We start from the raw sequence: 25299 nt of genomic DNA on the forward strand, positions 1-25299 counted from the left end.
GTCATCGGGCAGGGTCCCCGGGTTGTCGATGCCATTCGCTGAAACCGAAAGTCGAGGGGACCTTGGTCGAGGCTGAACGGGGTCAAGGATGTATGCCAAGCTGCCGATAGGACGCCCTGACAGCTACCAGGGCCATCACGCCGGGAACCACTGTCGCCCGCCTTCTGCACGGAGCTTTTCCCCCATGCCCTTCAAGACCCGAGAGATCGCCCTCGAGGCCTGGCTGCTGATGGTCATCGTCACCAGCGTGATGATGGGGCTGGCCGGGCTGGTCACGGGGCTCCTCCCGGCGGTGCAGTTCCCGCTTCGCGTGCTGCTGGTGCCCGATGCGGCGCTGGCGGCCGTGCTGTCCGGGCTCGGCCTGCTGGGCGCCTTGCAGCGCTGGGACCGCCTGCGCTATCCGGCCGGTGCCGCGCTGATGGCGCTGATGCTCTACACCCTGCTGCACAACGGCCTGGCGGGAGGCAACGCGGTCGGGGTGTCGTGGCTGTTCGGGGAGCGCCGCCTGTCCTCGCCGGCCGCCGCCCTGCTGGGGGCCGTCGCCGCCTGCCTGCTGCTGGGGCTGCACGATTGGGGGCGCCGGTGCTGCTGGCGCGTGACGGGCACCGTGTTGCTGGCCGGTGGCCTGGGGCTGCTGGGCACCCTGCTGTCGTCACCGGTCGACGGGGCCTGGTCACGCCAGTATGCCTCCTCGCCGGTCGTGGTGGTCTGCCTGGCCCTGCTGTTCGGCAGCGCCATGCTGGCAAGCGCCGTCCGGGAGCCTGGCAGGCCGCCGCGGCTCGGGCGCGCGGCACGCCTCGCCGGCCTGAGCGGGGTGCTGGTCAGTACCCTGGCCTGGTTCCTGCTGAGCTGGCAGCACCAGCAGCGCTTGCACCAGCAGGCGGACTACCTGCTGAAGAACCTCCGCCTCAATGCCGTGCAGGCCATGGACGATCGGCTCTTGCTGATGCGCCGCATGGCCGAGCGGCTGGGTGCCTCCCGGCAGGAGCTCGAGGCCGAGGTACAGCGCCGCGATACCCTCAACTATCTGCGTGACTTCCCGGGCCTGCAGGCGATCGGCCTGCTGGACGCGAGTGGCGGGTGGCAGTGGCGCCAGGCCCGCAGCGCGGACGCCCGGCGCTGGCTCGCCGCGCAGGCGGCCTCGCCCGAGGTACGCGACTGGCTGGGCCTGCCCTTTGCCCAGCCGCGACTGATCACCCCCGATGCGGGCGCTCCCCAGCGCTCGCTGATGGTGGTTGCCGTGCCGGGCCTGTCGCAGCAGCTGGTGACGACGGTGAACCTGGTGACCCTGCTGGAAAGCGAGTTCCGCATCCGGCTCGGCGGCTTTGTGGTCGCGCTCTCCCGCGACGGACTAACGCTGGGGCAGATGACCGACCCCAGCGCGGCGGGATGGAGGCCGGGCGAGGGCGCGGCCGCGCTGGCGGCGAGACACATCGGGCTGCCTGGTGGCCCCATGCTGAGCCTGGCCGCCTATGCCGGCCCCGAGGGGAGCTGGCTGCTGGCCGGCCTGGTGCCCTCGGCCGTGGGCCTGGCCGGCCTGACGCTCAGCTATCTGCTGACCCTCAGCCTCGGCCTGGTACGGCTGATCATGGCGCGCTCCCGGGCTCTGGTGGCGACCCGCCAGCAGCTGGAGGCCCAGCGTCGTATCCAGGCGATGATTGCCCGCGAGGCGCCGCTGCCGGAGATCCTGGCCGCGACCTGCCGGATGCTCGAGGGCCAGTTGCCGGGGGCGATATGCTCGATCATGCTGGCCGATGCCGAGAAGCCGGTGCTGCGGCTGGCCTCCGGCGAGAGCCTGCCGCAGGCGTACCGGGAGGCCGTGCAGGAGGTCGGCATCGGGCCTGGGCTGGGCGCCTGTGGCAGCTGCGCGCACTCCCGCGAGCTGGTGGTCAGCGAGGATATCGCCAACGACGCCGGCTGGCGGGGATTCCGGACGGTGGCGGTCGCCGCCGGTCTGCGCGCCTGCTGGTCCTATCCGTTGCTGGCCCGTGATGATCGCCTGCTGGGCACCTTCGCCACCTATTACCGTCAGCCGGCGGGTCCCGCCGAGGACGAGCTCGAGATGGTCCGCAAGGCGGCCGGCCTGGTGGCCCTGGCGGTGGAGCGCCATGCCGACCGGCGCTCGCTGTGGGAGAGCGAGCAACGCTACCGCTCGCTGTTCGCCTACAACCCCGACGCCGTCTTCTCGCTGGACCGGCGCGGCCATTTCGTCACCGCCAACGCCAGCTGCGCGTCGATCACCGGCTATCCGCTCGAGGAGATCCTCGGCTCCCACTTCGAGCGTTTCCTCGCGCCGGAGGACGTCGAGCGGATCCAGGCGCATTTCGAGCGGACCATGGCCGGCGAGCCCAGCCACTACCCGCTGACGATAGTCGACCAAGAGAGCGGCAAGCGCCAGCTGGAGCTGACCAACCTGCCGGTGGTGGTCGACGGCAAGGTCCAGGGCGTCTATGGCATCGCCAAGGACGTGACCCAGCGCCAGGAGAACGAGACCCGGCTGCGGCTCCTGGAGCGCAGCGTGGAGGCAAGCGTCAACGGGGTGCTGATCGCCGATGCCACCCGGGCCGACCTGCCGGTCGTCTATGCCAACCCGGCCTTCCAGCGCATGACCGGCTATGACCGCGAGGATGTGCTCGGCCGCAACTGCCGCTTCCTGCAGGGCGAGGAGACCGATCCGGCCGCCATCGAGCAGATTCGCCGCCACCTGGCCGAGTGGCGCGAGGTCCACGTGACCCTCTGCAATTACCGCAAGGATGGCACGCCCTTCTGGAACGATCTCTACATCTCGCCGGTTCGCAACGAGGCGGGCGCGGTGACGCACTTCGTCGGCGTGCAGCACGATATCTCCGCGCACAAGGCTTACGAGGCGCGCCTGGCCTACCATGCCAGCCATGATGTCCTGACCGGCCTGGCCAATCGGGCGATGCTCGAGGATCGCCTGAGCCACGATTTCGCCCTGGCCCAGCGCGAGGGACGCCTGCTGGCGGTGCTCTTCATCGATCTCGACGAGTTCAAGCCGATCAACGACAGCCTGGGCCATGCCGTGGGCGACCAGCTGCTGGTGGAGGCCTCGCGTCGCCTGGCCTCGGCCATGCGCCCCGGCGATACCCTGGCCCGCCTGGGCGGCGACGAGTTCGTCGCGTTGCTGCCGGACCTCCACCATCACGAGCAGGCCCTGGACGTGGCCGAGCGGCTGCTGCCGCTGCTGGCGCGCCCCTACCGGGTCGACGACCACGAGCTGCACCTCACCGGCAGCATCGGCATTGCCGTCAGCGGCGAGGGCGCGGACGAGCCGATGGCCTTGATCCAGCAGGCCGACATGGCCATGTACCGGGCCAAGCAGCAGGGGCGCAATGCCTACCAGTGGTTCACCCCTGAGGTGATGACCCAGCTCGGCGAGCGGGTGGCGCTGCGCAACGAGCTGCAGGGCGCCATCGAGACCGAGGCCTTCGAGCTGCACTATCAGCCCCTGCTCGATCGCGCCGGCCGGGTCGCGAGCGTCGAGGCGCTGCTGCGCTGGCCGCATCCCGAGCGCGGCTATATCTCGCCGGCAGTCTTCATTCCCCTGGCCGAGGACACCGGCCAGATCATTCCCATCAGCCGTTGGGTGCTGCAGCGGGCCTGTCGTGACATGCGGGCGCTCGCCAAGGCGGGGCAGGGCGAGCTGCCCGTGGCGGTGAACCTCTCGCCGCTGCAGTTCCATCGCTCGAACTTCCTGGCCTCGCTGCGCCAGACCCTGGCGGAGACAGGGCTGCCGGCCCGTCAGCTGGCGCTGGAACTGACCGAGGGCGTCCTGATGGACGATACCGAGGGCGCCATCGACATCCTGCACGCCCTGCGGGGGATGGGGATCGCCGTGGCCATCGACGACTTCGGTACCGGCTTCTCCAGCCTGAGCTACCTCAAGCACCTGCCCATCCATACCATCAAGATCGATCGCAGCTTCGTCGACGAGGTCACCCGCAGCCGCGACGACGAGGCCATCATCCAGGGCATCCTCTCCATGGCCCACCACCTGGACCTCGAGGTGGTGGCGGAAGGCATCGAGTGCGAGGCTCAGCACCGGCTGCTGATGGCCCATGGCTGCGACCGCTTCCAGGGATTCCACTTTGCTCGCCCCATGCCGCTGGATTGGCTGGTCGCCTTTCTCGACGAGCGGGCCCCCACGCTCCTCTGATGTCGCGGTCAGGCGGGTGGCGGGGCGCCCGACCCTCGGGCAAGGGCCGTGGCCGATACCTCGCGCGCCAGGGGCAAGGTGGGGAGTCTCAAGGCGTTCGCCAATCCGCCGATGACAAGGGAAGCAGGGCGAATCGGGCGGCCAGGGCGACAAGGCGCGGAGTGCGATAGACGCAGGTCGCTCTATGCCGGCATGGCGGGGTATGACAACATGCATCATGGCTACATTATTTAACAATTGTTGGCCAGGCAGGCATGGCCGTCAGATGGCCTTCTCATGCCGCCGGGTCGATCCTCGGGAACGGGACCGAGCCTTTGACTGATTGATCGGAAGCATCGCATGCATCGTCGAGAACTGCTGATGTCTATGGCCGGGCTTGCCCTGGCGCCGATGGGCCTGTCGGCGTGTGCCCCGGCCGAGCCCCTGGCCTTCGGTCTCCATCCCTGGCCCGGCTACGAACCCCTCTATCTGGCACGAGACTTCGGCTGGCTGCCGGATTCCGTGAGGCTTCGGGAAGGCGCCAACGCCGGCGATTCCCTGGCCGGCCTGCGTCGCGGCGAGCTCGACGGCGCCGCCCTGACCCTGGATGAAGTGCTCAAGGCACGCGCGGACGGCATCCCGCTGACGGTGATCGCCGTCTGTGATGACTCGGTGGGCGCCGATATGGTGCTGGCCCGGGAAGGCATCGAGGACCCGGCGGGACTGGCCGGCAAGCGCATCGCCGTGGAGCGCACGACCGTGGGTAACGTGGTGCTGTCGCAGCTGCTGGCGGCGTCGGGACTCTCCCGGGAGTCGCTGACCGTGGTCGACCTGGCGCCGGACGAGCAGCTCGCCGCCTGGCACGCGGGGGGGATCGATGCGGCGGTCACCTATGAGCCCACCGCCAGTCGCCTGATGCGCGAGGGGGCGGTTCGCCTCTATGACAGTAGCCACTTCCCCGATGTGATCCTCGATGTGCTGGCGGTGCGCCGTGACCGGCTGCGCTGGCGGGGCGACCAGTTGACGGCGCTGGTATCGGCGTTCTTTAGCGGGCTCGATCACCTGCGCGTCAGCCCCCAGGATGCCATGCGGCGCATCGGGGCCTGGCGGGGGCTCGCCTTTGACGAGGTGCGCGCCTCCTTTGCTGGACTGGAGTTGCCCGGCCGCATGGGAAATCCCGATTACTTCGGTGCCGGGGGCGACCTGCGCCGCGCGGCACGCCTGCTCAACGAGGTGATGGTCGCCAACGACCTGCTGGCCAGGGCGGATTCCCTGGAAGAACTGGGCGATGCCCATTTCCTGCCTGACCCCCAAGGGGTGACATGAGGCGCGGCGGTCGCTGGTTGCTGGCCTGTTTGGGATGGCTGCCCGGCCTCGTCATGGCGGAGCAGACCCTCACGCTTGGCCTCTTCGCGTATCGCCCCGAAGCGGTGATGGAGGCCCGGTATCGTCCCCTGGCCGACTATCTGAGCGATCGGCTACCGGATCATCGCGTCGAGCTGGCGGTGATGACCCTGGACGAGATCGAGGAGGCGATCCGCCATCGGCGCATCGACCTGCTGATGACCAACCCCACCCACTATCTCCAGGTGCGCAGTCGCAATAGCCTGACCGGGGCACTGGCAACGCTGATCAGCTCTCAGCACGGTCAATCGGTCAGCAGCCTGGGCGGGGTTATCCTCAAGGCGGCGGGGAACGACGCGATCCAGCAGCTGGCGGACCTCGAGGATCGCCGGGTCGCCATCCCCGGACGCCGCTTCCTCGGTGGTTTCCATACCCAGGCCTTCGAACTGCAGCAGGCCGGCCTCGATCCGCAGCGGGATATCCAGGTCCATGTGACCGGCAGCCATGATGCCGTGGTGAAGGCGCTGCTGGCCGGCGAGGTCGACGCCGGTTTCGTGCGGACTGGCATCATCGAGCGGCTCGTCGAGGAAGGCCGGCTGGCACCGGGCCAGCTGGAGGTCCTTGACCCGCAGCGGCTGGCGGGTTTCCCCTTCGTCGTCTCCACGCGCCTGTACCCCGAGTGGCCCTTCGTCGTCTTGCCCCAGGTCGCGCCCGAGACGGTGAGGCGGGTCGCCGTGGCGCTCTTCACGCTCGGCCCCGACCATCCGGCGGCCCGGGCGGCGCGCATCGCCGGCTTCGCTCCGCCCCAGGATTATCTGCCGGTCGAGCACCTCGCCCGGACCCTGCGCCTGCCGCCCTTCGATGCCATGCCGGCCTTTACCTGGCGCGATATCTGGGATCGCTATCGTGGCATCCTGCTCGGTCTCCTGGGGGGCACGGCCCTGGTCATCGTGCTGCTGGTGATGCTGGCCCGGCGCAACCGCCTGCTGCGCCACCAGCGTGAACGGCTGAGCCTGCTGGCCGGCGTCTTCAGCCATTCCCATGAGGGCGTGATGATCACCACCCCGAGTGGCGAGATCCGCGAGGTCAACGGCGCCTTCAGCCAGATCACCGGCTATGCCCGGGAGGAGGTCGTGGGGCGTAATGCACGCCTGCTCAGCGCTCGCCGTCATGACTCGGGTTTCTATGCCGCGTTCTGGAAGCGCCTCGAAGAGCGAGGTCACTGGGACGGCGAGGTCTGGAATCGGCGCAAGAATGGCGAGGCCTACCCCCAGCGGCTGACCATCAGCGCCATTGCCGACGAGGAGGGGCGGGTTCAGCGCTATGTCGGCTTGATATCGGACATCACGCGCGTCAAGCAGCATGAGCGGCAGCTGCGGCATGCCGCCCAGCATGATGCCCTCACGGGCCTGCCCAATCGACTGCTGCTCGCCGACCGGCTGCGCCAGGCCATGGCGCAGGTCGACCGGAATGACGGGCGGCTGGCCGTGGTCTTCGTCGATCTGGATGGCTTCAAGGCGGTCAATGATACCCATGGACATGCGCTCGGGGATCGGCTGCTGGTCACCCTGGCGGGACGCATGCAGGAACAGCTGCGCGCCAGCGATACCCTGGCCCGCCTCGGCGGGGATGAGTTCGTGGCCGTGCTGACGGGCCTCGAGAGCCCGTCGGATGTGCAACGGGTTCTCGATCGGTTGCTCGAGGTGACGTCGAGGCGCGTGACGCTTGATGGCGTCGCGTTGCAGGTCTCGGCGAGCCTCGGGGTGGCGCACTATGCCGCCGCCGACGAGGTGGAGGCGGACCTGCTGCTGCGTCGCGCCGACCAGGCCATGTATCTCGCCAAGGAGGCGGGCAAGCATCGTTATCGGGTCTTCGAGGCCTGCGCCCTCGAGACCCGGGGCTAGGCCCTCGGAACGATCGAAGGATCCCGCGCCGCGCCTGGCCAAGACGCGGGGTGCCCCCTGGCTCAAGTCTGGCTCCTTCCTGCCGATGATGACCCTGTCGAGGACCAGGATGATCATGAGAGGCGCAGGGATGGCGGAGGATGGCTACATTCGGGTGGAAAATCCCGTCGAGATCGAGGCCCTGCTGGAGACGCTGATCGAGCCCGGCGGCGCATCGCTTCAACTGGGCGATGCCCAGGGCGAGCCGCTGCCGGTGCTGTTGATGGAGCAGCAACCCGGTGAGGCATTGGCGCTGGATATCAGCGCCATTCGCGAGGTGGCCGGCGAGCTCAAGCGCGGCAAGCCCTTCCGCCTGCTGGGCCAGAGCCAGGGCAAGATGGTGCGCACCCCCGACCTGGTGATGGAGGACTGCGCCCAGCGCGATGGCCGGCTGATCTGCCATTGCCCCTATCCCTTCAGCCTGGAGGTGCTGCAGCGGCGCGAGTCCTTCCGCGCGCGGCTGCGCCTGGGCATGGAGGTCGGAACCATCCTGCGCGCCGACGCGGAGCGCAGTGTCCAGGGCGATCTCAAGGACCTGTCGCTGGAAGGCTGCCAGCTCGAGCTCCCGCTGACGGCCAGCAGCCTGCTGGCCGATGCCGCCCTGCCGCTGGAGATCGAGCTCTGCTTCCCCAACGGCACGCGCTTTGCGGTGCGGGGGCGGGCCCGACACCGCCGCGTGGATACCGAGCGCCAGGTGGTCTATGCGGGCTTCCGGTTCGAGCGCAGCGGCGCCGACCAGGAGCGACGGCTGTGGTTCTTCGTGCGCGAGATCGAGCAGGAGGCGGCGCGTCACGTCGAGGGCGGGGAGGCCTCGCGCCTGCCGTCCTTGCTGTTCCAGGCGCAGGCCGCGGCGCCCCCTTCGGTGGGGCGCCGCAACATGCGCGACTATCCGACCCCCATGGCGAGACGTCTGGCGCGCATCGGCGGCTACCTGGATGCCCAGATCCTCGAGTTGCAACAGGACGGCGAGGTGGACTCGGTCCAGCTGTCGCGTCACGCCGACCGCCTGCTGCTGCTTTACGAGGAGGACCGGGAAGGCCTGCTGTTCGCGACCCGCTGCCTCCACGACGAGCCCTGGCTGGTACGCCATGGCCTGGGCGTCGCCGCCCACCTTCTCGACCTGGTCGGGCGTCATTCGGTGCCCCGGGAGCTGTGCAAGGCGCTGGTAGCCTGCGCCATGGTGCATGACCTCGGCAAGGCCCTGCTGCCCAACGAGCTCTGGCAAGGCGAGGCGCCGGATGCCCAAGCGCCGGACGACCTGGCACGCCATGTGGAGTTGATGGAGGCGCGAATGGCGCAATGCCAGTGGCTGTCCTCCGCCGTCTTCACCTCGGTGGTCCGCCATATCAACGAGCGCCTCGATGGCAGCGGCTACCCGCGGGGACTCGCCGGCGAGCAGCTGGGCGAGCTCGAGCGGGCCGCGGCTGTGGTCGATGTGGTGGATACCCTGCGCCGCGAGCTGGGCGAGCGGCCGGGCTGGCGCACCGGCGCCGTCTATCGTCATCTGCTCAACCATACAGACAGCTTCGATCCGCGTTGGGTGAAGCGCTATATCCGACGCTTCGGCCTCTACCCCATCGGCTCGCTGGTGCGTTTCGCCGGTGGCGAGCTGGGCTGGGTCCAGCGCCTGGACGACGAGGGGCGCCTGGTGCAGGTGCAGCTGACCGAGCGGGTCGAGCCCCCCGGCGGTGCACTGGGGGAGGTACTGCGCGGGGAAGTGACCAACCGGCTGGGGGAGCCGGTGGAAGAGGTGGTGGTCGCCGGCTGAGGACGGCTAAAGTCCCGGCCGGAATCGCCGATAACCCGAAATAGCTCGCTCGGCAGGGCCAGATCGGTCCAATGTGACTCCTGATCTTTGTCACACTGGCCATGTGTCAACGGCTTCAAGCTGGGTCTGGGTAAGCCGTACTAAATTAAGGAGTGGATGAACCATGGCAGCTATGCAAGGTGCGGGTGCCTACGCGAGGGTGGGAATCGAGAGCGGCGTGATGTCCGCCAGCCCCCATCGACTGATCGTGATGCTCTTCGACGGCGCCCAGGCGTCCATCCGGGCGGCGCGAATCCACCTGGAAACCGGCAATCTCACCGAGAAAGGCCAGGCCATCTCCAAGGCCCTGGACATCGTCAATAACGGCCTGGCGGCGGCACTGGACGCCGAGCGGGGCGGCGAGGTGGCCGAGAACCTGGCGTCGCTCTATGACTACATCGTTCGCTTGCTGCTGGCGGCCAACCGTCACAACGACTTGGAGAAGCTCGACGAGGCGGAGCGCCTGCTCGACGATATAGCGTCGGCCTGGCGCGATATCGAGCCCCAAGTGGCGGGAGGCTGACATGGTCCCAGCACATGATGTCGACAGCCCCGCCTCTCAGGAGGAGGTGATCGCGATTTATGAGGCCCTGCTGGCCCGCAGCGAGCAGATGCTGGCGTCGGCCCGCGTGGCCGACTGGGCCGCGCTGGTCGACCAGGAGGCCGACTATGTGCAGCGGGTCGAGCGCCTGTCGCGACTGGAAGCCGAGCCGTCCCTCGACCGGGCGAGCCAGTTGCGCAAGGCGGATCTCCTGGAGTGCATCCTCGAGAACGATCTCGAGGTGCGCCGGCATCTCATCCAGCGGCGTGACGAGCTGGGCGAACTGATCGGCACGTCCCGCCGACAGCAGAGCCTGCAGCGGGCCTACGGTGCCGGCGTCATCGCCGCCGAGGGACGCTTCACCCAGGGACCGGCGTGAGCGGCATCACGCCCCTGCTGGATACCCTGCTCCATCAGGTGCTGGGCAAGCGCGCCGACGTGCCGCCGCCCAGGGTCCTGAACGAACCGGTCAAGCCCACCGCCCCGGCCGAGGCGGCCAAGGCCGTGCACAGCGACTCCCGTCTCGAGACCCGTTCCCCGGCGCCCTCCGCGGAGGGCCTGGCGCGCCCCGGCCGACAGGGGAGCGCCCAGCCGGCCGTTACGTCCGGCGCCTCGCCGACCCCATCGGCCCTGACCCATTTCAGCGCCTCGGCGCGCACCATCGCCGACCTGCTGCTACGCTTTCCCGCCCCGCCGTCCGCGGTGACCCCCGCCGCCCCGCTGGTCTCGTCGGGGCAGGCCGTCGCGTCTCCCGCGCTGGCCGAGCGCCTGCAGGGCAGCATTCGCGACAGCGGACTCTTCTACGAGTCCCACCTGGCCCGCTGGTACAAGGGCGAGCTGCCCCGCGAGCAGCTTGCCCGCGAGCCCCAGGCCTGGCGAATCCTGCGCTTTACCCCGCTGATGGCCGCCGCGACTGCTGGCCAGGCCGGCACCATGGCCAGCGTCGGGCAAGGCATGTCATCGGCTCGCCTGGTGAAGGCGGCCCTGCCCCCGGCGCCCTTTCTCCCGACGGGTGTCCAGGCCCCGCCCGCGGCCGAGAGGCAAGCGCCGCCCCTGCCGGCATCCGCGTCGCCCAGGGGTGGCCCTGCGGTCGCTGCGACGCCCGCGGGCACGGCTTCCGCGGCGCCCGCTGCCACCGCGGCCTCGGCTGCCCAGGCGGCCGAGCGTGCTGCGCCGGAGGGCGCGCCGCGTGTCTCGGCGGAGGCGGCCGTGGAAGGGCGCCGCCCGGAAGGTGGCCGGGAGCTGATCCACGAGAGCCTCCAGGGGCTGGTACGCCACCAGCTGGAGATGCTGGCCACGCCCAGCCTGCGCTGGGAAGGCGATGTCTGGTCCGGCCTCTTCATGGCCCTGGTCATCTCGTTGCCCCAGGGCCGCCGTGACGAACCGGAAGGCGGCGACGACGCGGAGCGACGCCGTGAGCGTGGACACGGCGGCTGGCGCTCCGAGCTCGATCTCGAGGTGGCGGGGCTGGGGCCGCTCAAGGTGTCGCTGTGGATGAAGGAGGCGCGACTCGATATCGACCTGCAGAGCGCCGACGAGGCAGCGCTGGCCCGTCTGGAGGCTGGCCTCGAGACGCTGCGGCAGCGCCTGGAGGGCCATGGCTTCGAGGACGTGCGCTTGCGACTGGGCCACCGGGGCGAGGGCATCTCATGAGCGACCAGCGGCGGGACAGCCGGCGTCAGGCCGTGGCGCTGGCCTATGGCGAGCGGGACAATGCCCCGCGGGTGGTGGCGCAGGGCTATGGCGAGCTGGCCGAGCGTATCGTCGAGGAGGCCCGGCGACAGGGCGTCTATGTGCATGATGCACCCGAACTGGTGGGGCTGTTGATGCAGCTCGACCTGGACGAGGAAGTGCCGCCGCGCCTCTACCAGGTGATCGCCGAGCTGCTGGTCTGGGTGCGGGAGATATCCAGTGCCGAGTCGCGCTGAGGGCAGATGGCGTGTCGATCCTGTACACAAGGTTTTTGTAAATTTTTGTATATCAATCGAGCGTTTCAACGCTTATGCAGGAATGTCGGGTTTCCTTAATAAGGCGTTTTGCAGGCCTTTTTTTGAAAAAATGACACAGGTCAGTCTTTTACCGTTGGCCAGCGTTGGTCAGCGGGTGTTGCATCGCCTATCCTCGCATAGAGAATGCTACCCAAGTGAAAAAAAGCGGCACTAGACTGCTTCTGTTCGTGCGATGATTCGCCGACAAAACATGCGGTGAAACAAGCCGCTACGAGAATTATAAGTGCAACTCTTGCAGGGAAAGATGATGACCAGTCCATATGTCGACGAGATTCAGGAGATGAATCTCGCCTATCTTCTGCTCGCCCAGCGTTTGCTGAACCACGACCGCGCCGAGGCCATGTTTCGTCTCAAGATCGATGACGAGATGGCCGATTTGCTGGTCTCCTTGAATGCCCAGCAGCTCTCCCGGCTGGCGGGGATCAACCAGCTGCTGTGTCATTTCGGGCCCGAGAGCGCCGCGCAGCTGCGCCAGGTGGCCGACAATCCCCGTGATCAGGGGTTGGCCCACTTTCATTCCTCGCTGCTGATGGCGTCGCGCTCCCAGGCGCCGCAGGGAGGCGGGCATGTCGGCTAAGAGCCTGCTGGTCGAGCTGCAGCAGGTCCAGCTCGCCATCGACCTCATCGAGTTGGGGGCCCGCCTCCAGGTGCTCGAGACCGAGACCGATCTCAGCCGGGCGCGGCTGATCCGCCTGTTCAAGGAGGTGCGGGGCATGTCGCCGCCCAAGGGCATGCTGCCCTTCTCCACGGACTGGTTCATCACCTGGATGCCCAACATCCATGCCTCCCTGTTCTACAACATCTACCGGCGACTGCTCGAGGATCACGGCTGCGTGCGCATGGAGGCCTTCATCAAGGCCTACCGGTTGTACATGGAGCAGGTCGAGATCGATGGTGCCGAGGCCGTGCTCGGCCTGACCCGGGCCTGGACCCTGGTGCGCTTCTTCGAGAGCGACCAGCTGCAGCTGTCCGAGTGCGGCCGTTGCCACGGCCATTTCGTGGCCCATGCCCACAGCCCGAGCCATGACTATGTCTGCGGCATCTGTCAGCCCCCTTCCCGGGCCGGCAAGACCCGCAAGAACCGCGAGACTTCGGCCGTCGGCCACACGCCGGCACCGCTCAGGACGGTCCGTCGGGGCTGACCCCGACGTCCGGCGATGACGAGGGCGTGCGGCCCTCGCTCATCGCCAACTTTTCCTCTCCGGCCCTCAAGTTTCGCGCCTGCCCCGCCGATAGTCCCTTCAGATGCGTCATTCACGTTCGCGCTGAGGATATCGGTTGTGCTGATTCCCCTGGGTTATCTGGTTGTCCTGCTCTCCGTATTCGGTGGCTTCGTGCTGGCCGGCGGCCATCTCGGCCCGCTGTTCCAGCCCACCGAGCTGCTGATGATCGGCGGCGCCGGCGTAGGGGCCTTCCTGGCGTCCAACAACGGCAAGGCGCTGAAGGCGACCTTCCGCATCATGCCCCGGCTGCGTCGCTCGAAGAAGTACGACAAGGCGATGTACATGGAACTGATGGCGCTGCAGTACAAGATCCTCGCCAAGATCCGCCGCGACGGCATGCTCGGGGTCGAGCGCGACATCGATAACCCGCAGGAAAGCGCGCTGTTCAACGAGCACCCCAGGGTGCTGGCCGACCCCATGATCGTGGCCTTCCTGACCGACTACCTGCGCCTGATGGTCAGCGGCAGCATGGATCCCATGGAGATCGATGAGCTGATGCTCCACGAGATCGAGGCCTTCGAGCAGGAGGCCCATGTGCCGATCGACGCCATCCACAAAGTGGGCGATGCCATGCCGGCCTTCGGCATCGTGGCCGCGGTGATGGGGGTGGTGAAGGCCCTGAGCACCGCCGATGCCGGCCCCGAGCAGATGGGCGTGATGATCGCCCATGCCCTGGTCGGCACCTTCCTCGGCATCCTGCTCGGCTACGGCTTCATCATGCCGCTGGCCAGCCGCATCGAGCGCCAGGCCAAGGAAGCCGAGAAGATGCTGCAGTGCATGCGGGTGACGCTGCTGGCGAGCCTGCATGGCTATGCGCCCCAGCTGGCCGTGGAGTTCGGCCGCAAGGCGCTGCATACCGCCGACCGCCCCAGCTTCAGCGAGCTGGAGAGCTATGTGCGTGAGGCCAAGGCCGGTGCGGGGAGTGCATGAGTCAGGGAGACAACAGGCGGCCGATCGTCATCCGGCGCAAGAAGGTCGTCAAGGGGCACCACGGCGGCAGCTGGAAGATCGCCCTGGCGGACTTCATGACCGCCCTGATGGCGCTCTTCCTGGTGATGTGGATCCTCTCCTCGGCCAGCCGCGAGCAGCGCGAGGGGGTGGCGGAGTACTTCAGCACGCCGCTGGTGACGGCCATCACCGGCGGTGAGGGGGCGGCCATGAGCATGAACGTCATCCCCGGGGGCGGCCCCGACCCGGTCTTCGCCGAGGGAGAACGGGCGCGTATCGACCTGCGGGAGCGCTCACGGCCCAGCGACCGCCAGCGCAAGGCATTCCGCAACCTGCAGCGGCGCATCGAGACGGCGATCGACGCCGACCCGGAGCTCAAGTCGCTGCGCGACCAGCTGCGTTTCGACATGACGCCGGAGGGGCTGCGGATCCAGCTGCTGGATACCGAGCAGCGGCCGATGTTCGAGCTGGGCAGCGTCCGGGTGGCGTCCTACATGCGCGATCTGCTGCGGCTGATGGCGCCCCTGCTCAACGAGCTGCCCAACGACCTGAGCATCAGCGGGCACACCGACAATCTGGCCTACCTCAATGGCTATCGCGGCTACAGCAACTGGGAGCTGTCCACGGACCGCGCCAATGCCTCGCGCCGCGAGCTGGTGGCCGGTGGCCTGGCCCCGGCCAAGCTGCTGCGGGTCTCGGGCTTCGCCGACCGGGTGCCGATGCCCGACACCGCGCCCAGTGATCCCATGAACCGGCGCATCGAACTGCTGGTGCTGTTCCCGCAGGTCGCCGAACGCATCCGCGCGCCGGGCGTGATCGACGGCCCCGGCATGCCGTCGCCCCTTGGGCGGCGCGCCGGCGAGCAGGCAGGCGGCTCGCCGATGACACGGTTCAACGAGAGCCTGCACGAGGCGCTGGGCACGGAGCCAGCGCCCTGACGGGCACCAATCATTCCAGGGTGGGGACATGCATGGATATCACCGATTTCTATGACACCTTCTTCGAGGAGGCCGACGAGTTGCTGGCCGACATGGAGCGCCACCTCCTCGAGATCGATGTCGAGGAGCCGGACGCCGAGCAGCTCAATGCCATCTTCCGCGCGGCGCACTCGATCAAGGGGGGCGCCGGGACCTTCGGCTTCGACGTGCTGCAGACCACCACGCATCTCTTCGAGAACCTGCTGGATCACACCCGCAAGGGCGAGCTGACCCTGCGCCGGGATATCGTCGACACCTTTCTGGAAACCAAGGACATGCTCCACGACCAGCTGGATGCCTACCGCAACGACGAAGCGCCGGACCAGGAGGCCTTCGCCCGCATCTGTCGGACCCTGCAGCAGCTGGCGCGGGAGGAGATCGGCCAGGAACTGGAGGCGGGCGCTGGCACCCCGCCGCCGGCGCCTCCCGCTCCCGAGCCCGCTCCCGAGCCCGCGGCGGAGCCGGTGGAGGCCGAGGCGCTGGAGCAAGGCGAGACCCGCCTGGTGGTCTCGCTGCTCGGCGTCGGCGACAAGGATCGCGCCCTGCTGGTGGAGGAGCTCGGGCAGCTCGGCGACCTCAAGGCCCAGGAGGGCGATGCGGCCTGCTATCGAGTGACCCTGGAGACCTCGGTCAGCAGCGACGATATCGAGGCGGTGATGTGCTTCATCATCGAGCCCGACCAGCTGCGTATCGAACATGACGGCGCGCCGGCCGCCGCCGGCGAAGCGCCAGCCGCGGCTCCCGAAATAGGGACAGACCCCAACTCTGCGGAAGCGGGGTCGGAATCGGGGACAGACCCCGATTCCGTCCCCGATGCCAAGCCCAAGCGCGACAAGCCCAAGGCCAAGAAGGCCAAGGCCGGTGCCGGCGAGTCCTCCTCGATCCGCGTCTCGGTGGACAAGGTCGACCAGATCATCAACCTGGTCGGCGAGCTGATCATCACCCAGTCGATGCTCGACCAGACCGTCAGCGAGCTCGACAACGTCAACCACAGCGGCCTGCACAACGGCATGAATCTGCTGCAGCGCAACGCCCGGGATCTCCAGGAAGCGGTGATGTCGGTGCGCATGGTGCCCATGGACTATGTGTTCAGCCGCTATCCGCGCCTGGTGCGGGACCTCGCCGGCAAGCTCGACAAGGATATCGAGCTGGTCACCGAGGGCGAGTCCACCGAGCTCGACAAGAGCCTCACCGAGCGGATCATCGATCCCCTGACCCACCTGGTACGCAACAGCCTGGATCACGGCATCGAGTCCCCCGAGGCCCGCGAGGCCGCCGGCAAGCCGCGTACCGGACGCCTGACCCTGTCCGCCCAGCACCAGGGCGGCAACATTCTCATCGAGGTGATCGACGACGGCGCCGGGCTCGATCGCGACAAGCTGCTGGCCAAGGCGCGCAGCAGCGAGCTGCCGGTCTCCGAGGCCATGAGCGACGACGAGGTCTGGCAGCTGATCTTCGCCCCGGGCTTCTCCACCGCCAAGGAAGTCAGCGACGTCTCCGGGCGGGGCGTGGGCATGGACGTGGTGAAGCGCAACATCCAGGCCATGGGCGGTCACGTGGAGATCACCTCGGCCAAGGGCCGGGGCACCACCACCCGCATCGTGCTGCCCCTGACGCTGGCGATCCTCGACGGCATGTCGATCAAGGTCGGCGAGGAGGTCTTCATCCTGCCCCTCTCCGCGGTCCTCGAGTCCCTGCAGCCCGCCAAGGACGATCTCTATGCCATGGCCGGCGACGACGTGGTGCTCAAGGTGCGCGACGAGTACCTGCCGGTGGTGCCGGTCCACGAGGCGCTGGACGTGACCGGCGCCCGCACCGAGCTCGACGAGACCATCGCCGTCATCGTCCAGGGCGAGGGGCGCCGCTATGCCCTGCTGGTGGATGACCTGATCGGCCAGCAGCAGGTGGTGGTGAAGAACCTGGAGACCAACTACCGCAAGGTGCCCGGCGTCTCGGCGGCGACCATCCTGGGCGACGGCAGCGTGGCCCTGATCCTGGATATCGCCGACCTGCACCGCCTCAACCGCACCAAGAAGGAAGCGCGCCGTGGCCCGCGCGCCAAGCTCGACACTTCGACCCTTACCCGCAAGGAGGTAGCGCCGTCATGACCACCCCGAACACCGATGCCGCCCTGGCCGCCAGCGAAGCGCAGAACCGGGAATTCCTGGTGTTCTCGCTGGGCGACGAGGAGTACGCCATCGATATCCTCAAGGTCCAGGAGATCCGCGGCTACGAGAACGTTACCCGCATCGCCAATGCCCCGGACTTCATCAAGGGCGTGACCAACCTGCGCGGCGTGATCGTGCCCATCGTCGACCTGCGTATCAAGTTCCGTCTCGACAAGGTCGAGTACGGCGGCCAGACCGTGGTCATCGTGCTCAATGTCGGCGAGCGCATCGTCGGCATCGTGGTGGATGGCGTCTCCGATGTCATGACCCTCACCCCCGAGCAGATCAAGCCGGCTCCCGAGTTCGGCGTCACCCTGTCCTCCGACTTCCTGAGCGGCCTGGGCAGTCTGGAGGATCGCATGCTGGTGCTGGTCGATATCGACAAGCTGCTGACCAGCGAGGAAATGGCCCTGGTCGAGTCCGTCGGCGACTGAGGCGCGCCCGAGCCACGACCCAATGACCTGCGAGGGAACTGAAGAATGCGGCAACTGACAACAACGCAAAAGCTGTGGGGATCACTCGGACTCATCTGGCTGGCCATGGTGCTGATGGTGGCCTGGGGCGCCTGGGAGAACCGCCAGACCATGCTCGACGAGCGGCGGGCGGCGCTCGAGGTCTACATCGACCTGGCGATGTCCACCATCGAGGGCCAGGCCGAGCGCGTCGCGGCCGGCGAGATCGATCGCGAGACGGCCCAGGCGCAGGCTGCGGCCCTGGTCAAGGGCATGCGCTACGACGAGGGGCGCGGCTATTTCTATATCTTCAACGACGACTTCGCCCTGCTCAGCCATCCCCGCCTGCCGGTGGGCACCGACGTCGGCGACTTCCAGAACGTCGAGGATCGCTACCTGTTCCGCGAGTTCGCCGAGGACGTCGCCCAGGACGACGGCTATGTCGACTACCTCTGGCCCCACGAGGAGGGCAGCGAGCCGTCGCCGAAGTCCTCCTACCACGAGCGCTTCGTTCCCTGGGGCTGGACCGTCGGCACCGGCGTCTACATCGACGACATCAATGCTGCCTTCATCGCCTCGCTGACGGGCACGTTGCTGGCCCTGCTGGTCATCGGCGTGCCGGTGAGCCTGCTGATGGTGATGGTGATCCGCGGCGTGACCCGCGCCCTGGGCGGCGACCCGCGCTATGCCGCGGAGGCGGTACGCACTGTCGCCGACGGCGACCTCACCCGGGAGGTGCACCTGCGTGACGGCGACACCACCAGCCTGCTGTTCGATATCGAGCGCATGCGCCGTGCCCTGGCCACCACCATCGGCGATATCCATCGCGACAGCCGGGCGGTGAACGGCGAGGTGGAGGAACTCGGTGCCGGCAACGACGAGCTGGCCACGCGCACAGAACAGCAGGCCTCGGCCCTGGCCGAGACCGCCTCCAGCATGGAGGAGCTGACCACCACGGTGCGCCACAACGCCGAGCACGCCGAGCAGGCCCGGGAGCTGGCCGGCGATACCTCCTCGAATGCTGCCCGTGGCCGCGCCGCCATGGAGGACGTGGTGGTGGCGATCACCGAGATCAACGACAGCGCCACCCAGATGAACACCATCGTCGACACCATCGACGCCATCGCCTTCCAGACCAACATCCTGGCGCTCAATGCCTCGGTGGAGGCGGCCCGGGCCGGCGAGCATGGCCGGGGCTTCGCCGTGGTGGCCGAGGAGGTGCGCAACCTGGCCAGTCGCTCGGCCACGGCGACCCAGGAGATCAAGGCGTTGATCGAGCGCTCCGACGGCAAGGTGGTCGAGGGTACCCGCAAGGTCAAGGAGACCGACGAGATCATCGCCGGCATGGCGGGCGACATCCGCCAGCTCACCAGCCTGGTGGACGAGATCTCCACCGCCACCCGGGAGCAGAGCCAGGGCATCGAGCAGGTCGGCGTGGCCGTCACCGAGATGGATCGCATGACCCAGCAGAATGCCGGCCTGGTGGAGGGCAATACCGCCGCCTCCCGGCGCCTGGTGGCCCGCGCCCAGCACCTGCGCGAGCGGGTGGCGCATTTCCGCGTCGCCCTCGCCGCCGACGAGTCGGCGCCGAAGGCCCTGCCCGCGGGGCAGCAGGCCGGGACCCGCGAGCCGGCCGAGGCCTGAGCGGCCATTCGATCACCGGGGCGGCCAGGGGCCGCCCGACGACAGGAGAATCGTGTGAAGCTTCTCGACAACATGACCGTCAGGGTCAGCTGGAGCCTGGTCCTCGCGGTCTTCGCCGCCCTGGTCCTGGTGCTCAGCGGTCTCGGGCTCTATACCGTGCGCTACAGCGAGGACTCGCTGCGCACCCTCAATGAGGTCAACGTCGACCAGGCGTCCACGCTGAACCGGGCCAACTCGCAGATGCTGTTCGCCCAGATGGAAATGCGCAACCTCCATGCGCGCCTGGCGCAGGCCGTCTGGCCCGACGAGCGGCAAGCGGTGAAGGCCGAGGCCGCGGCGCTGACCGAGTCCTTCGACGCGATCGAGGCGATCTTCCAGGACTTCCTGGCCCTGCCGCGGCAGGAGGGGCAGCAGCCACGCATCGCGGCGGTCGAGGAGAGCTTCACGGCGCTGATGAACGAGGGCCTGCGCCCCCAGCAGCAGGCCCTGGCGGAGGGCAGTGCCGAGGCCTTCTCGAACCTGCACGGCGACGTGGAGCGACTCACCCAGCGTTTCTACGACGATGCCGTGACCTTCTTCGTCGCCGCCGAGCAGAACGGCCGGGCCCTCTACAGCGGTTTCTTCGACAAGGTCGGCCTGCTCGAGGTGCTGATGATCGCCGCCCTGGGGATCGCGGCGTTGACTATCGCCGCGGTGCTGTGGGGCGTGACGGTCAACGTCATCCGTCCCCTGGCGCGGCTGGTCGGCTACTTCGAGCGCATGGAACAGGGCGATCTCTCCCAGCAGATTCCGCGCCTCGGCAACAACGAGATCGGTCGGCTCTATGGCTCGCTTGAGCAGATGCAGCACGGCCTCGCCGAGACGGTGGGCAGCGTGCGTGCCAGCGGCGAATCCATCTACCAGGGCTCCCAGAGCATCGCCAGCGGCAACAACGACCTCTCCTCGCGTACCGAGCAGCAGGCCGCCTCCCTGGAGGAGACCGCCTCCAGCATGGAGGAGCTGTCCTCCACCGTGGGGCAGAACGCCGACAACGCCCAGCAGGCCAGCCAGCTGGCCGCCGAGGCGTCGCGCACCGCCCGGGAGGGCGGCGAGGTGGTCGGCGAGGTGGTCACGACCATGCACGAGATCAGCCGGAGCTCCCGCCAGGTGGCGGAGATCATCGGCACTATCGACGCCATCGCCTTCCAGACCAATATCCTGGCGCTGAATGCCTCGGTGGAGGCGGCCCGGGCCGGCGAGCACGGGCGCGGCTTTGCCGTGGTGGCCCAGGAGGTGCGCAGCCTGGCCAGTCGCAGCGCCGATGCCTCCAGCGAGATCCGCGCCCTGATCGAAGCCTCGGTGAGCCAGGTCGATGCCGGCACCGCCAGCGTCGACCAGGCCGGCCGCACCATGGAGGAGATCGTCCAGGCGGTCCAGCGGGTCAGCGACATCATGGACGAGATCGCCGCCGCCTCCACCGAGCAGAGCAACGGCATCTCCCAGGTCAACGAGGCCATCACCCAGATGGATCAGGTGACCCAGCAGAACGCCGAGCTCGTCCAGCAGGCCGCCAGTGCCGCCACCCAGCTCGAGGCCGAGGCGGGACGCCTGCGCGACGCCACCCGGCGCTTCCGGCTGCGGGACGGCGAGGCCCAGGCGAGCTTGCCGCCGTCGAGCGAGACGGCACCGGACGACAGCGACCTGGCGCGCTGGATGCCCGCGCTGATGCCGGCCGGCCGTGAGAACGGCGATCGGCGAGGCACGCGGGACCACGGCCAGGACGAGGAGTGGGAGTCCTTCTAGCACGGGGATACCGGAACCTGACGACCGCCGCCAACCACCACAACACGAACGGGCCGCGACCAGCCGCTGCAGCAGGGAGAAGACCGCATGCGCAACAACCAACCCGTCACCCAGCGCGAATACGAGCTCGGGGACGAGGATTTCCTGATCTCGCGCACCGACCTCAAGGGGCGCATCACCTATGCCAACCCCGCCTTCGTCGAGGTGAGCGGCTTCAGCCGCGACGAGCTGCTCGGGGCGCCGCACAACCTGATTCGCCACCCCGACATGCCGCCGGCGGCCTTCCAGAACCTGTGGGACACCCTGCAGGCCGGCGAGCACTGGCAGGGCCTGGTCAAGAACCGGCGCAAGAACGGCGACCACTACTGGGTGATGGCCAGCGTCTCGCCGATCGTCGAGGACGGCGAGGTGGTGGGCTACGCCTCCATGCGCACCAAGGCGGACCGCGAGGCGATCGAGGGCGCCGAACGCGACTATGCACTGATCCGCGAGGGCCGCGGCAAGCACCTGACCCTGGAGCGCGGCAAGCTTCGCCGCCGCGGCGCACTGGCGCGCCTGCGCCGGCTCAACCTCGGCAGCATGCGCGCCCGCCTGACCACCATGATCGGCGTCGCGGCGCTGCTGCTGCTTGCCAGTGGCGGCCTGGGGCTGTATGGCCAGAAGGTCGCCGGAGAGCGGATCCAGGCCATTACCCAGGATGGCCTCGAGGACGTGGCGCGCCTGCAGCGCATCGAGCAGCTGATGACCCTGGGCCGTGATCGGCTCGCCGAGCCGGTCAGCAACCCCATGTCGGCGGATGTGGACGCCCTCAAGGCCGATGTCGGCCAACTGGTCACCCGACTCGAGGCGGCCTGGCAGGCGTTCGCCGGGGGTGACGCCAATCGTACCGCCAGCGTCCAGGCGTTCGGCGAGGGGCTGGCCGTGTACATCGAGGGGGGCCTCGAGGCCGCGGTGGAGACCATCGACAACGGCGACTACTACCAGGCGTATGTCGCCTTCAACGAGGTGCTGCGGCCCAAGGGGGTCGAGCTCGCCGGCACGATCAACGAGCTGGTGGCCGACAAGCAGGCCAGCGCCAGTGCCCTGGCCGAGCAGGCCGAGGTCGACCAGCAGCGGATGCTGCTCCTCCAGGTCGCGCTGCTGGGCGCCGGGCTGCTGCTGCTGATCCTGCTGGGGGCCCTGACCATCCGCGCCCTGACCCGGCCGCTGCGGTCGTCGATGCAGTTCACCCTGCAGATCGCCGCCGGCAACCTGGCCGCCAGCATGCCCGCGCACCGCAACGACGAGACCGGCCGCCTGGTGGCCGCCCTGGACATGATGCGCAAGAGCCTCGGCAGCATCGTCGGCGACGTCAACGACGGGGTGGGCCGGGTGGCGCCGGCCGCCCGGGACATCGCCACCGGCAACGACGAGCTGGCCTCGCGCACCGAGCAGCAGGCCGCTTCCCTGCAGCAGACCGCCTCCAGCATGGAGGAGATGACCACCACGGTGCATCACAACTCCGACAACGCCCGCCAGGCCAGCGGCCTGGCCTCGGAGAATGCCTCGCGCACCCAGGAAACCGGCGAGCTGATGCAGCAGCTGGTGTCCACCATGGGCGAGATCACCAACGGCTCGAGGAAGATGACCGAGATCATCGACGTCATCGACTCCATCGCCTTCCAGACCAACATCCTGGCGCTCAACGCCTCGGTGGAGGCGGCCCGCGCCGGCGAGCAGGGCCGTGGCTTCGCGGTGGTGGCCGGTGAGGTGCGCAACCTGGCCGGACGTTCCGCCGCCGCCGCCCAGGAGATCAAGGCCCTGATCGATGGCTCGTCCCGGCAGATCGATGGCGGGGCCGCCCTGGTGCGTCGTGCCGAGAGCTCCCTGGAGGAGGTGGTGGCGGCCTCGACCCGGGTCAACGACATCATGGGCGAGATCACCGCCGCTTCCGAGGAGCAGAGCAACGGCATCGGCCAGATCAACCAGGCCGTGGTGGAGATGGACCAGGTCACCCAGCAGAACGCGGCGCGGGTGCAGGCCTCGGCCCGGGCCGCCACCGAGCTCGATGCCCAGGCCAAGACCCTGGCGGAAGCCGTGGCGGCCTTCCGCCTGCGCGGCGCCGGCCACGAGCAGGCCCCGCCGCTGGCCGCAGGGCAGGCCCACCCGCCGCTGCCGGCCGGCGGCCGGGACGAGGCGCGCAACGGCCAGGGTCCGGTCACGGCCGGGCGCCAGCTGGCCAGGACGCCGGCATCGGACGTCGAGGAATGGGAGGAGTTCTGAGGTGACACGAGACCTGCCGGCCACAGAGACCGGAGCCTGGGCGAGCGGCGGTCAGCTCGATCGCGACCTCGAGCTGACCGATAGCGATTTCACCCGGATCCGCCAGCTGATCTATCAGCGGGCCGGCATCGTGCTGGCCGAACACAAGCGCGAGATGGTCTACAGCCGGCTGGCGAAGCGGCTGCGCCATCACGGCCTGAGGCGGTTCTCGGACTACCTGGCGCGGCTCGAGCGCCAGCCCGAGGCGAAGGAGTGGGAGGCCTTCACCAATGCCCTGACCACCAACCTCACCGCCTTCTTCCGCGAGGCGCACCACTTCCCGCTGCTCGCCGAGCATATCCGCGAGCGGCATGGCCCGGTGCGCGTCTGGAGTGCGGCCGCCTCCACCGGCGAGGAACCCTACTCCATCGCCATGACGCTGAGCGAGGCCCTGGGGGACCGCCGCGGCGACGGCGCGGTGGTGGCCACCGACATCGATACCGATGCCCTGGCCAAGGCCCGGGCCGGGATCTATTCCATGGAACAGATCCACAAGCTCGACGAGGCGCGGACCCGCCGCTTCTTCCAGCGGGGCCGCGGGCGCCACGAGGGCCTGGCCCGGGTGCGGCCGGAGCTCAAGGCGATGGTCGACTTCCAGCCGCTCAACCTGCTGGCGCCCGCCTGGTCGATCAAGGGGCCCTTCGATGCGATCTTCTGCCGCAACGTGATGATCTACTTCGACAAGACCACCCAGGCGCGGATCCTCGAGCGCTTCGCGCCCCTGCTCAAGCCCGACGGCCTGCTGTTCGCCGGGCACTCCGAGAACTTTTCCTATACCACCGACGCCTTCCGGCTGCGCGGCCAGACCGTCTACGTCCGCCCCCCCCATCGCTGACGCGGCGTTAAAGTCACGCGGCGATCGGCCGATACCCCCTTCATGGCCGGCGATGGGGAACCCTGTCGCCCGTCCCCGTGTAAAGGAGATGCCCCTTGAGTGCACCCAGGATCAAGGTGCTGTGCGTCGATGACTCGGCGCTGATACGCGACCTGCTGACCGAGATCATCAATAGCCAGCCCGACATGGAGGTCGTGGCCGTGGCGCCCGACCCCATCGCCGCCCGGGACCTGATCAAGCAGCACAATCCCGATGTCCTGACCCTGGACGTCGAGATGCCGCGCATGGATGGCCTCGACTTCCTGGAGCGCCTGATGCGGCTGCGCCCCATGCCGGTGCTGATGGTCTCGTCGCTGACCCAGGCCGGCTCCGAGATCACCCTGCGGGCCCTGGAGCTCGGCGCCCTGGACTTCGTGGCCAAGCCGTCGCTGGGCATCCGCAGCGGCATGCAGGCCTATGCCGAGGAGATCACCGACAAGCTGCGCGCTGCGGCTCTCTCACGTCCCCGGCGTGCCCGGCGCCAGGATGCGCCGGTGCCCAGGACCCTCAGCGCCCCCCTGGTCTCCAGCGAGAAGCTGATCATCATCGGCGCCTCCACCGGCGGCACCGAGGCCATCCGCAGCGTGCTCGAGCCGCTGCCGCCCAACAGCCCGGCGATCCTGATCACCCAGCACATGCCCGGTGGCTTCACGCGCTCCTTCGCCGAGCGCCTCGACCGGTTGTGCCGGATCTCCGTCAAGGAGGCCCGGGACGGCGAGCGGATCCTGCCGGGGCATGCCTATATCGCCCCCGGCGACGCCCATCTCAAGCTGGCTCGCAGCGGGGCCAACTATGTGGTGCGGCTGGACGACGGCCCGCCCGTCAACCGTCATCGCCCCTCGGTGGACGTGCTCTTCCATTCGGCGGCCACCGAGGCGGGGCGCAACGCCCTCGGCGTGCTGCTCACCGGCATGGGCAAGGACGGCGCCGCCGGCCTGCTGGAGATGCGCCAGGCGGGCGCCCACACCCTGGCCCAGGACGAGGCCAGCTGCGTGGTCTTCGGCATGCCGAGGGAGGCCATCGCCCTGGGCGCGGCCTGCGAGGTAGTCGCCCTGGACGAGGTGGCGCCCCGCCTGCTCACGCTGGTCGCGGCCTCCGGCCGCGCGCAGCGGGTCTGAGAATTCATCGGT

The 25299-nt window shown here is 68.7% G+C and carries 19 protein-coding genes; all 19 read left to right on the forward strand.

The window, feature by feature from the left end; genetic code table 11:
* The first annotated feature begins 184 nt into the window (after positions 1 to 184).
* The 19 genes from EKG36_RS08860 to EKG36_RS08950 all read left to right on the forward strand — a co-directional run bounded on the left by EKG36_RS08860 (position 185) and on the right by EKG36_RS08950 (position 25287).
* Positions 185 to 4177 carry a sensor domain-containing phosphodiesterase gene (locus tag EKG36_RS08860; RefSeq protein WP_246007470.1) on the forward strand — a complete coding sequence of 1331 codons (3993 nt, stop codon included), beginning with the start codon at positions 185 to 187 and terminating at the stop codon, positions 4175 to 4177.
* Between the two features lie 339 nt (positions 4178 to 4516).
* On the forward strand, positions 4517 to 5482 hold the full coding sequence (locus EKG36_RS08865) for an ABC transporter substrate-binding protein (protein WP_126483188.1): 966 nt from the start codon (positions 4517 to 4519) through the stop codon (positions 5480 to 5482).
* A gap of 53 nt (positions 5483 to 5535) precedes the next feature.
* The gene (locus EKG36_RS08870; RefSeq protein ID WP_221766063.1) at positions 5536 to 7404 is read left to right on the forward strand and encodes a PhnD/SsuA/transferrin family substrate-binding protein; all 1869 of its coding nucleotides are present in this window, start codon (positions 5536 to 5538) and stop codon (positions 7402 to 7404) included.
* Between the two features lie 115 nt (positions 7405 to 7519).
* Positions 7520 to 9211 (forward strand): HD domain-containing phosphohydrolase, encoded by a 1692-nt coding sequence (locus EKG36_RS08875; RefSeq protein WP_246007471.1) that lies wholly within the window; start codon positions 7520 to 7522, stop codon positions 9209 to 9211.
* 163 nt (positions 9212 to 9374) lie between these two features.
* A complete protein-coding gene (fliS, locus tag EKG36_RS08880) occupies positions 9375 to 9773 on the forward strand; it encodes a flagellar export chaperone FliS (RefSeq protein WP_185827521.1) in 399 nt (132 codons plus the stop codon).
* 1 nt (position 9774) lies between these two features.
* Positions 9775 to 10170 carry a flagellar protein FliT gene (gene fliT / locus EKG36_RS08885; RefSeq protein WP_126483192.1) on the forward strand — a complete coding sequence of 132 codons (396 nt, stop codon included), beginning with the start codon at positions 9775 to 9777 and terminating at the stop codon, positions 10168 to 10170.
* Complete coding sequence (gene fliK / locus EKG36_RS08890; RefSeq protein ID WP_126483194.1) at positions 10167 to 11444, forward strand: flagellar hook-length control protein FliK; 1278 nt, start codon at positions 10167 to 10169, stop codon at positions 11442 to 11444. The genes fliT and fliK overlap by 4 nt, the downstream gene beginning before the upstream one ends.
* The gene (locus EKG36_RS08895; RefSeq protein ID WP_126483196.1) at positions 11441 to 11719 is read left to right on the forward strand and encodes an EscU/YscU/HrcU family type III secretion system export apparatus switch protein; all 279 of its coding nucleotides are present in this window, start codon (positions 11441 to 11443) and stop codon (positions 11717 to 11719) included. Before fliK ends, EKG36_RS08895 begins: the two co-directional genes overlap by 4 nt.
* Before the next feature lie 328 nt (positions 11720 to 12047).
* Positions 12048 to 12377 carry a flagellar transcriptional regulator FlhD gene (flhD, locus tag EKG36_RS08900; RefSeq protein WP_425459582.1) on the forward strand — a complete coding sequence of 110 codons (330 nt, stop codon included), beginning with the start codon at positions 12048 to 12050 and terminating at the stop codon, positions 12375 to 12377.
* A complete protein-coding gene (flhC, locus tag EKG36_RS08905; RefSeq protein ID WP_126483200.1) occupies positions 12367 to 12942 on the forward strand; it encodes a flagellar transcriptional regulator FlhC in 576 nt (191 codons plus the stop codon). The genes flhD and flhC overlap by 11 nt, the downstream gene beginning before the upstream one ends.
* A 138-nt stretch (positions 12943 to 13080) precedes the next feature.
* Complete coding sequence (gene motA, locus EKG36_RS08910; RefSeq protein ID WP_126483202.1) at positions 13081 to 13953, forward strand: flagellar motor stator protein MotA; 873 nt, start codon at positions 13081 to 13083, stop codon at positions 13951 to 13953.
* On the forward strand, positions 13950 to 14909 hold the full coding sequence (gene motB, locus EKG36_RS08915; RefSeq protein ID WP_126483204.1) for a flagellar motor protein MotB: 960 nt from the start codon (positions 13950 to 13952) through the stop codon (positions 14907 to 14909). Before motA ends, motB begins: the two co-directional genes overlap by 4 nt.
* Before the next feature lie 32 nt (positions 14910 to 14941).
* On the forward strand, positions 14942 to 17056 hold the full coding sequence (gene cheA, locus EKG36_RS08920; protein ID WP_126483206.1) for a chemotaxis protein CheA: 2115 nt from the start codon (positions 14942 to 14944) through the stop codon (positions 17054 to 17056).
* A complete protein-coding gene (cheW, locus tag EKG36_RS08925) occupies positions 17053 to 17550 on the forward strand; it encodes a chemotaxis protein CheW (RefSeq protein WP_126483208.1) in 498 nt (165 codons plus the stop codon). The genes cheA and cheW overlap by 4 nt, the downstream gene beginning before the upstream one ends.
* A 45-nt stretch (positions 17551 to 17595) precedes the next feature.
* Entirely contained in the window at positions 17596 to 19212 is a 1617-nt protein-coding gene (locus EKG36_RS08930) for a methyl-accepting chemotaxis protein (protein WP_126483210.1), read from the forward strand.
* 54 nt (positions 19213 to 19266) lie between these two features.
* Entirely contained in the window at positions 19267 to 20994 is a 1728-nt protein-coding gene (locus tag EKG36_RS20895) for a methyl-accepting chemotaxis protein (protein ID WP_281274420.1), read from the forward strand.
* Positions 20995 to 21081: 87 nt separating this feature from the next.
* Positions 21082 to 23256 (forward strand): methyl-accepting chemotaxis protein, encoded by a 2175-nt coding sequence (locus EKG36_RS08940; RefSeq protein WP_126483212.1) that lies wholly within the window; start codon positions 21082 to 21084, stop codon positions 23254 to 23256.
* Between the two features lies 1 nt (position 23257).
* Positions 23258 to 24130 (forward strand): CheR family methyltransferase, encoded by an 873-nt coding sequence (locus EKG36_RS08945; protein WP_126483214.1) that lies wholly within the window; start codon positions 23258 to 23260, stop codon positions 24128 to 24130.
* A gap of 95 nt (positions 24131 to 24225) precedes the next feature.
* Complete coding sequence (locus EKG36_RS08950; RefSeq protein ID WP_126483216.1) at positions 24226 to 25287, forward strand: protein-glutamate methylesterase/protein-glutamine glutaminase; 1062 nt, start codon at positions 24226 to 24228, stop codon at positions 25285 to 25287.
* The last annotated feature ends 12 nt before the right edge of the window (positions 25288 to 25299 follow it).

The sequence above is a fragment of the Halomonas nitroreducens genome (assembly GCF_003966155.1).
GTDB lineage: Bacteria > Pseudomonadota > Gammaproteobacteria > Pseudomonadales > Halomonadaceae > Halomonas > Halomonas nitroreducens.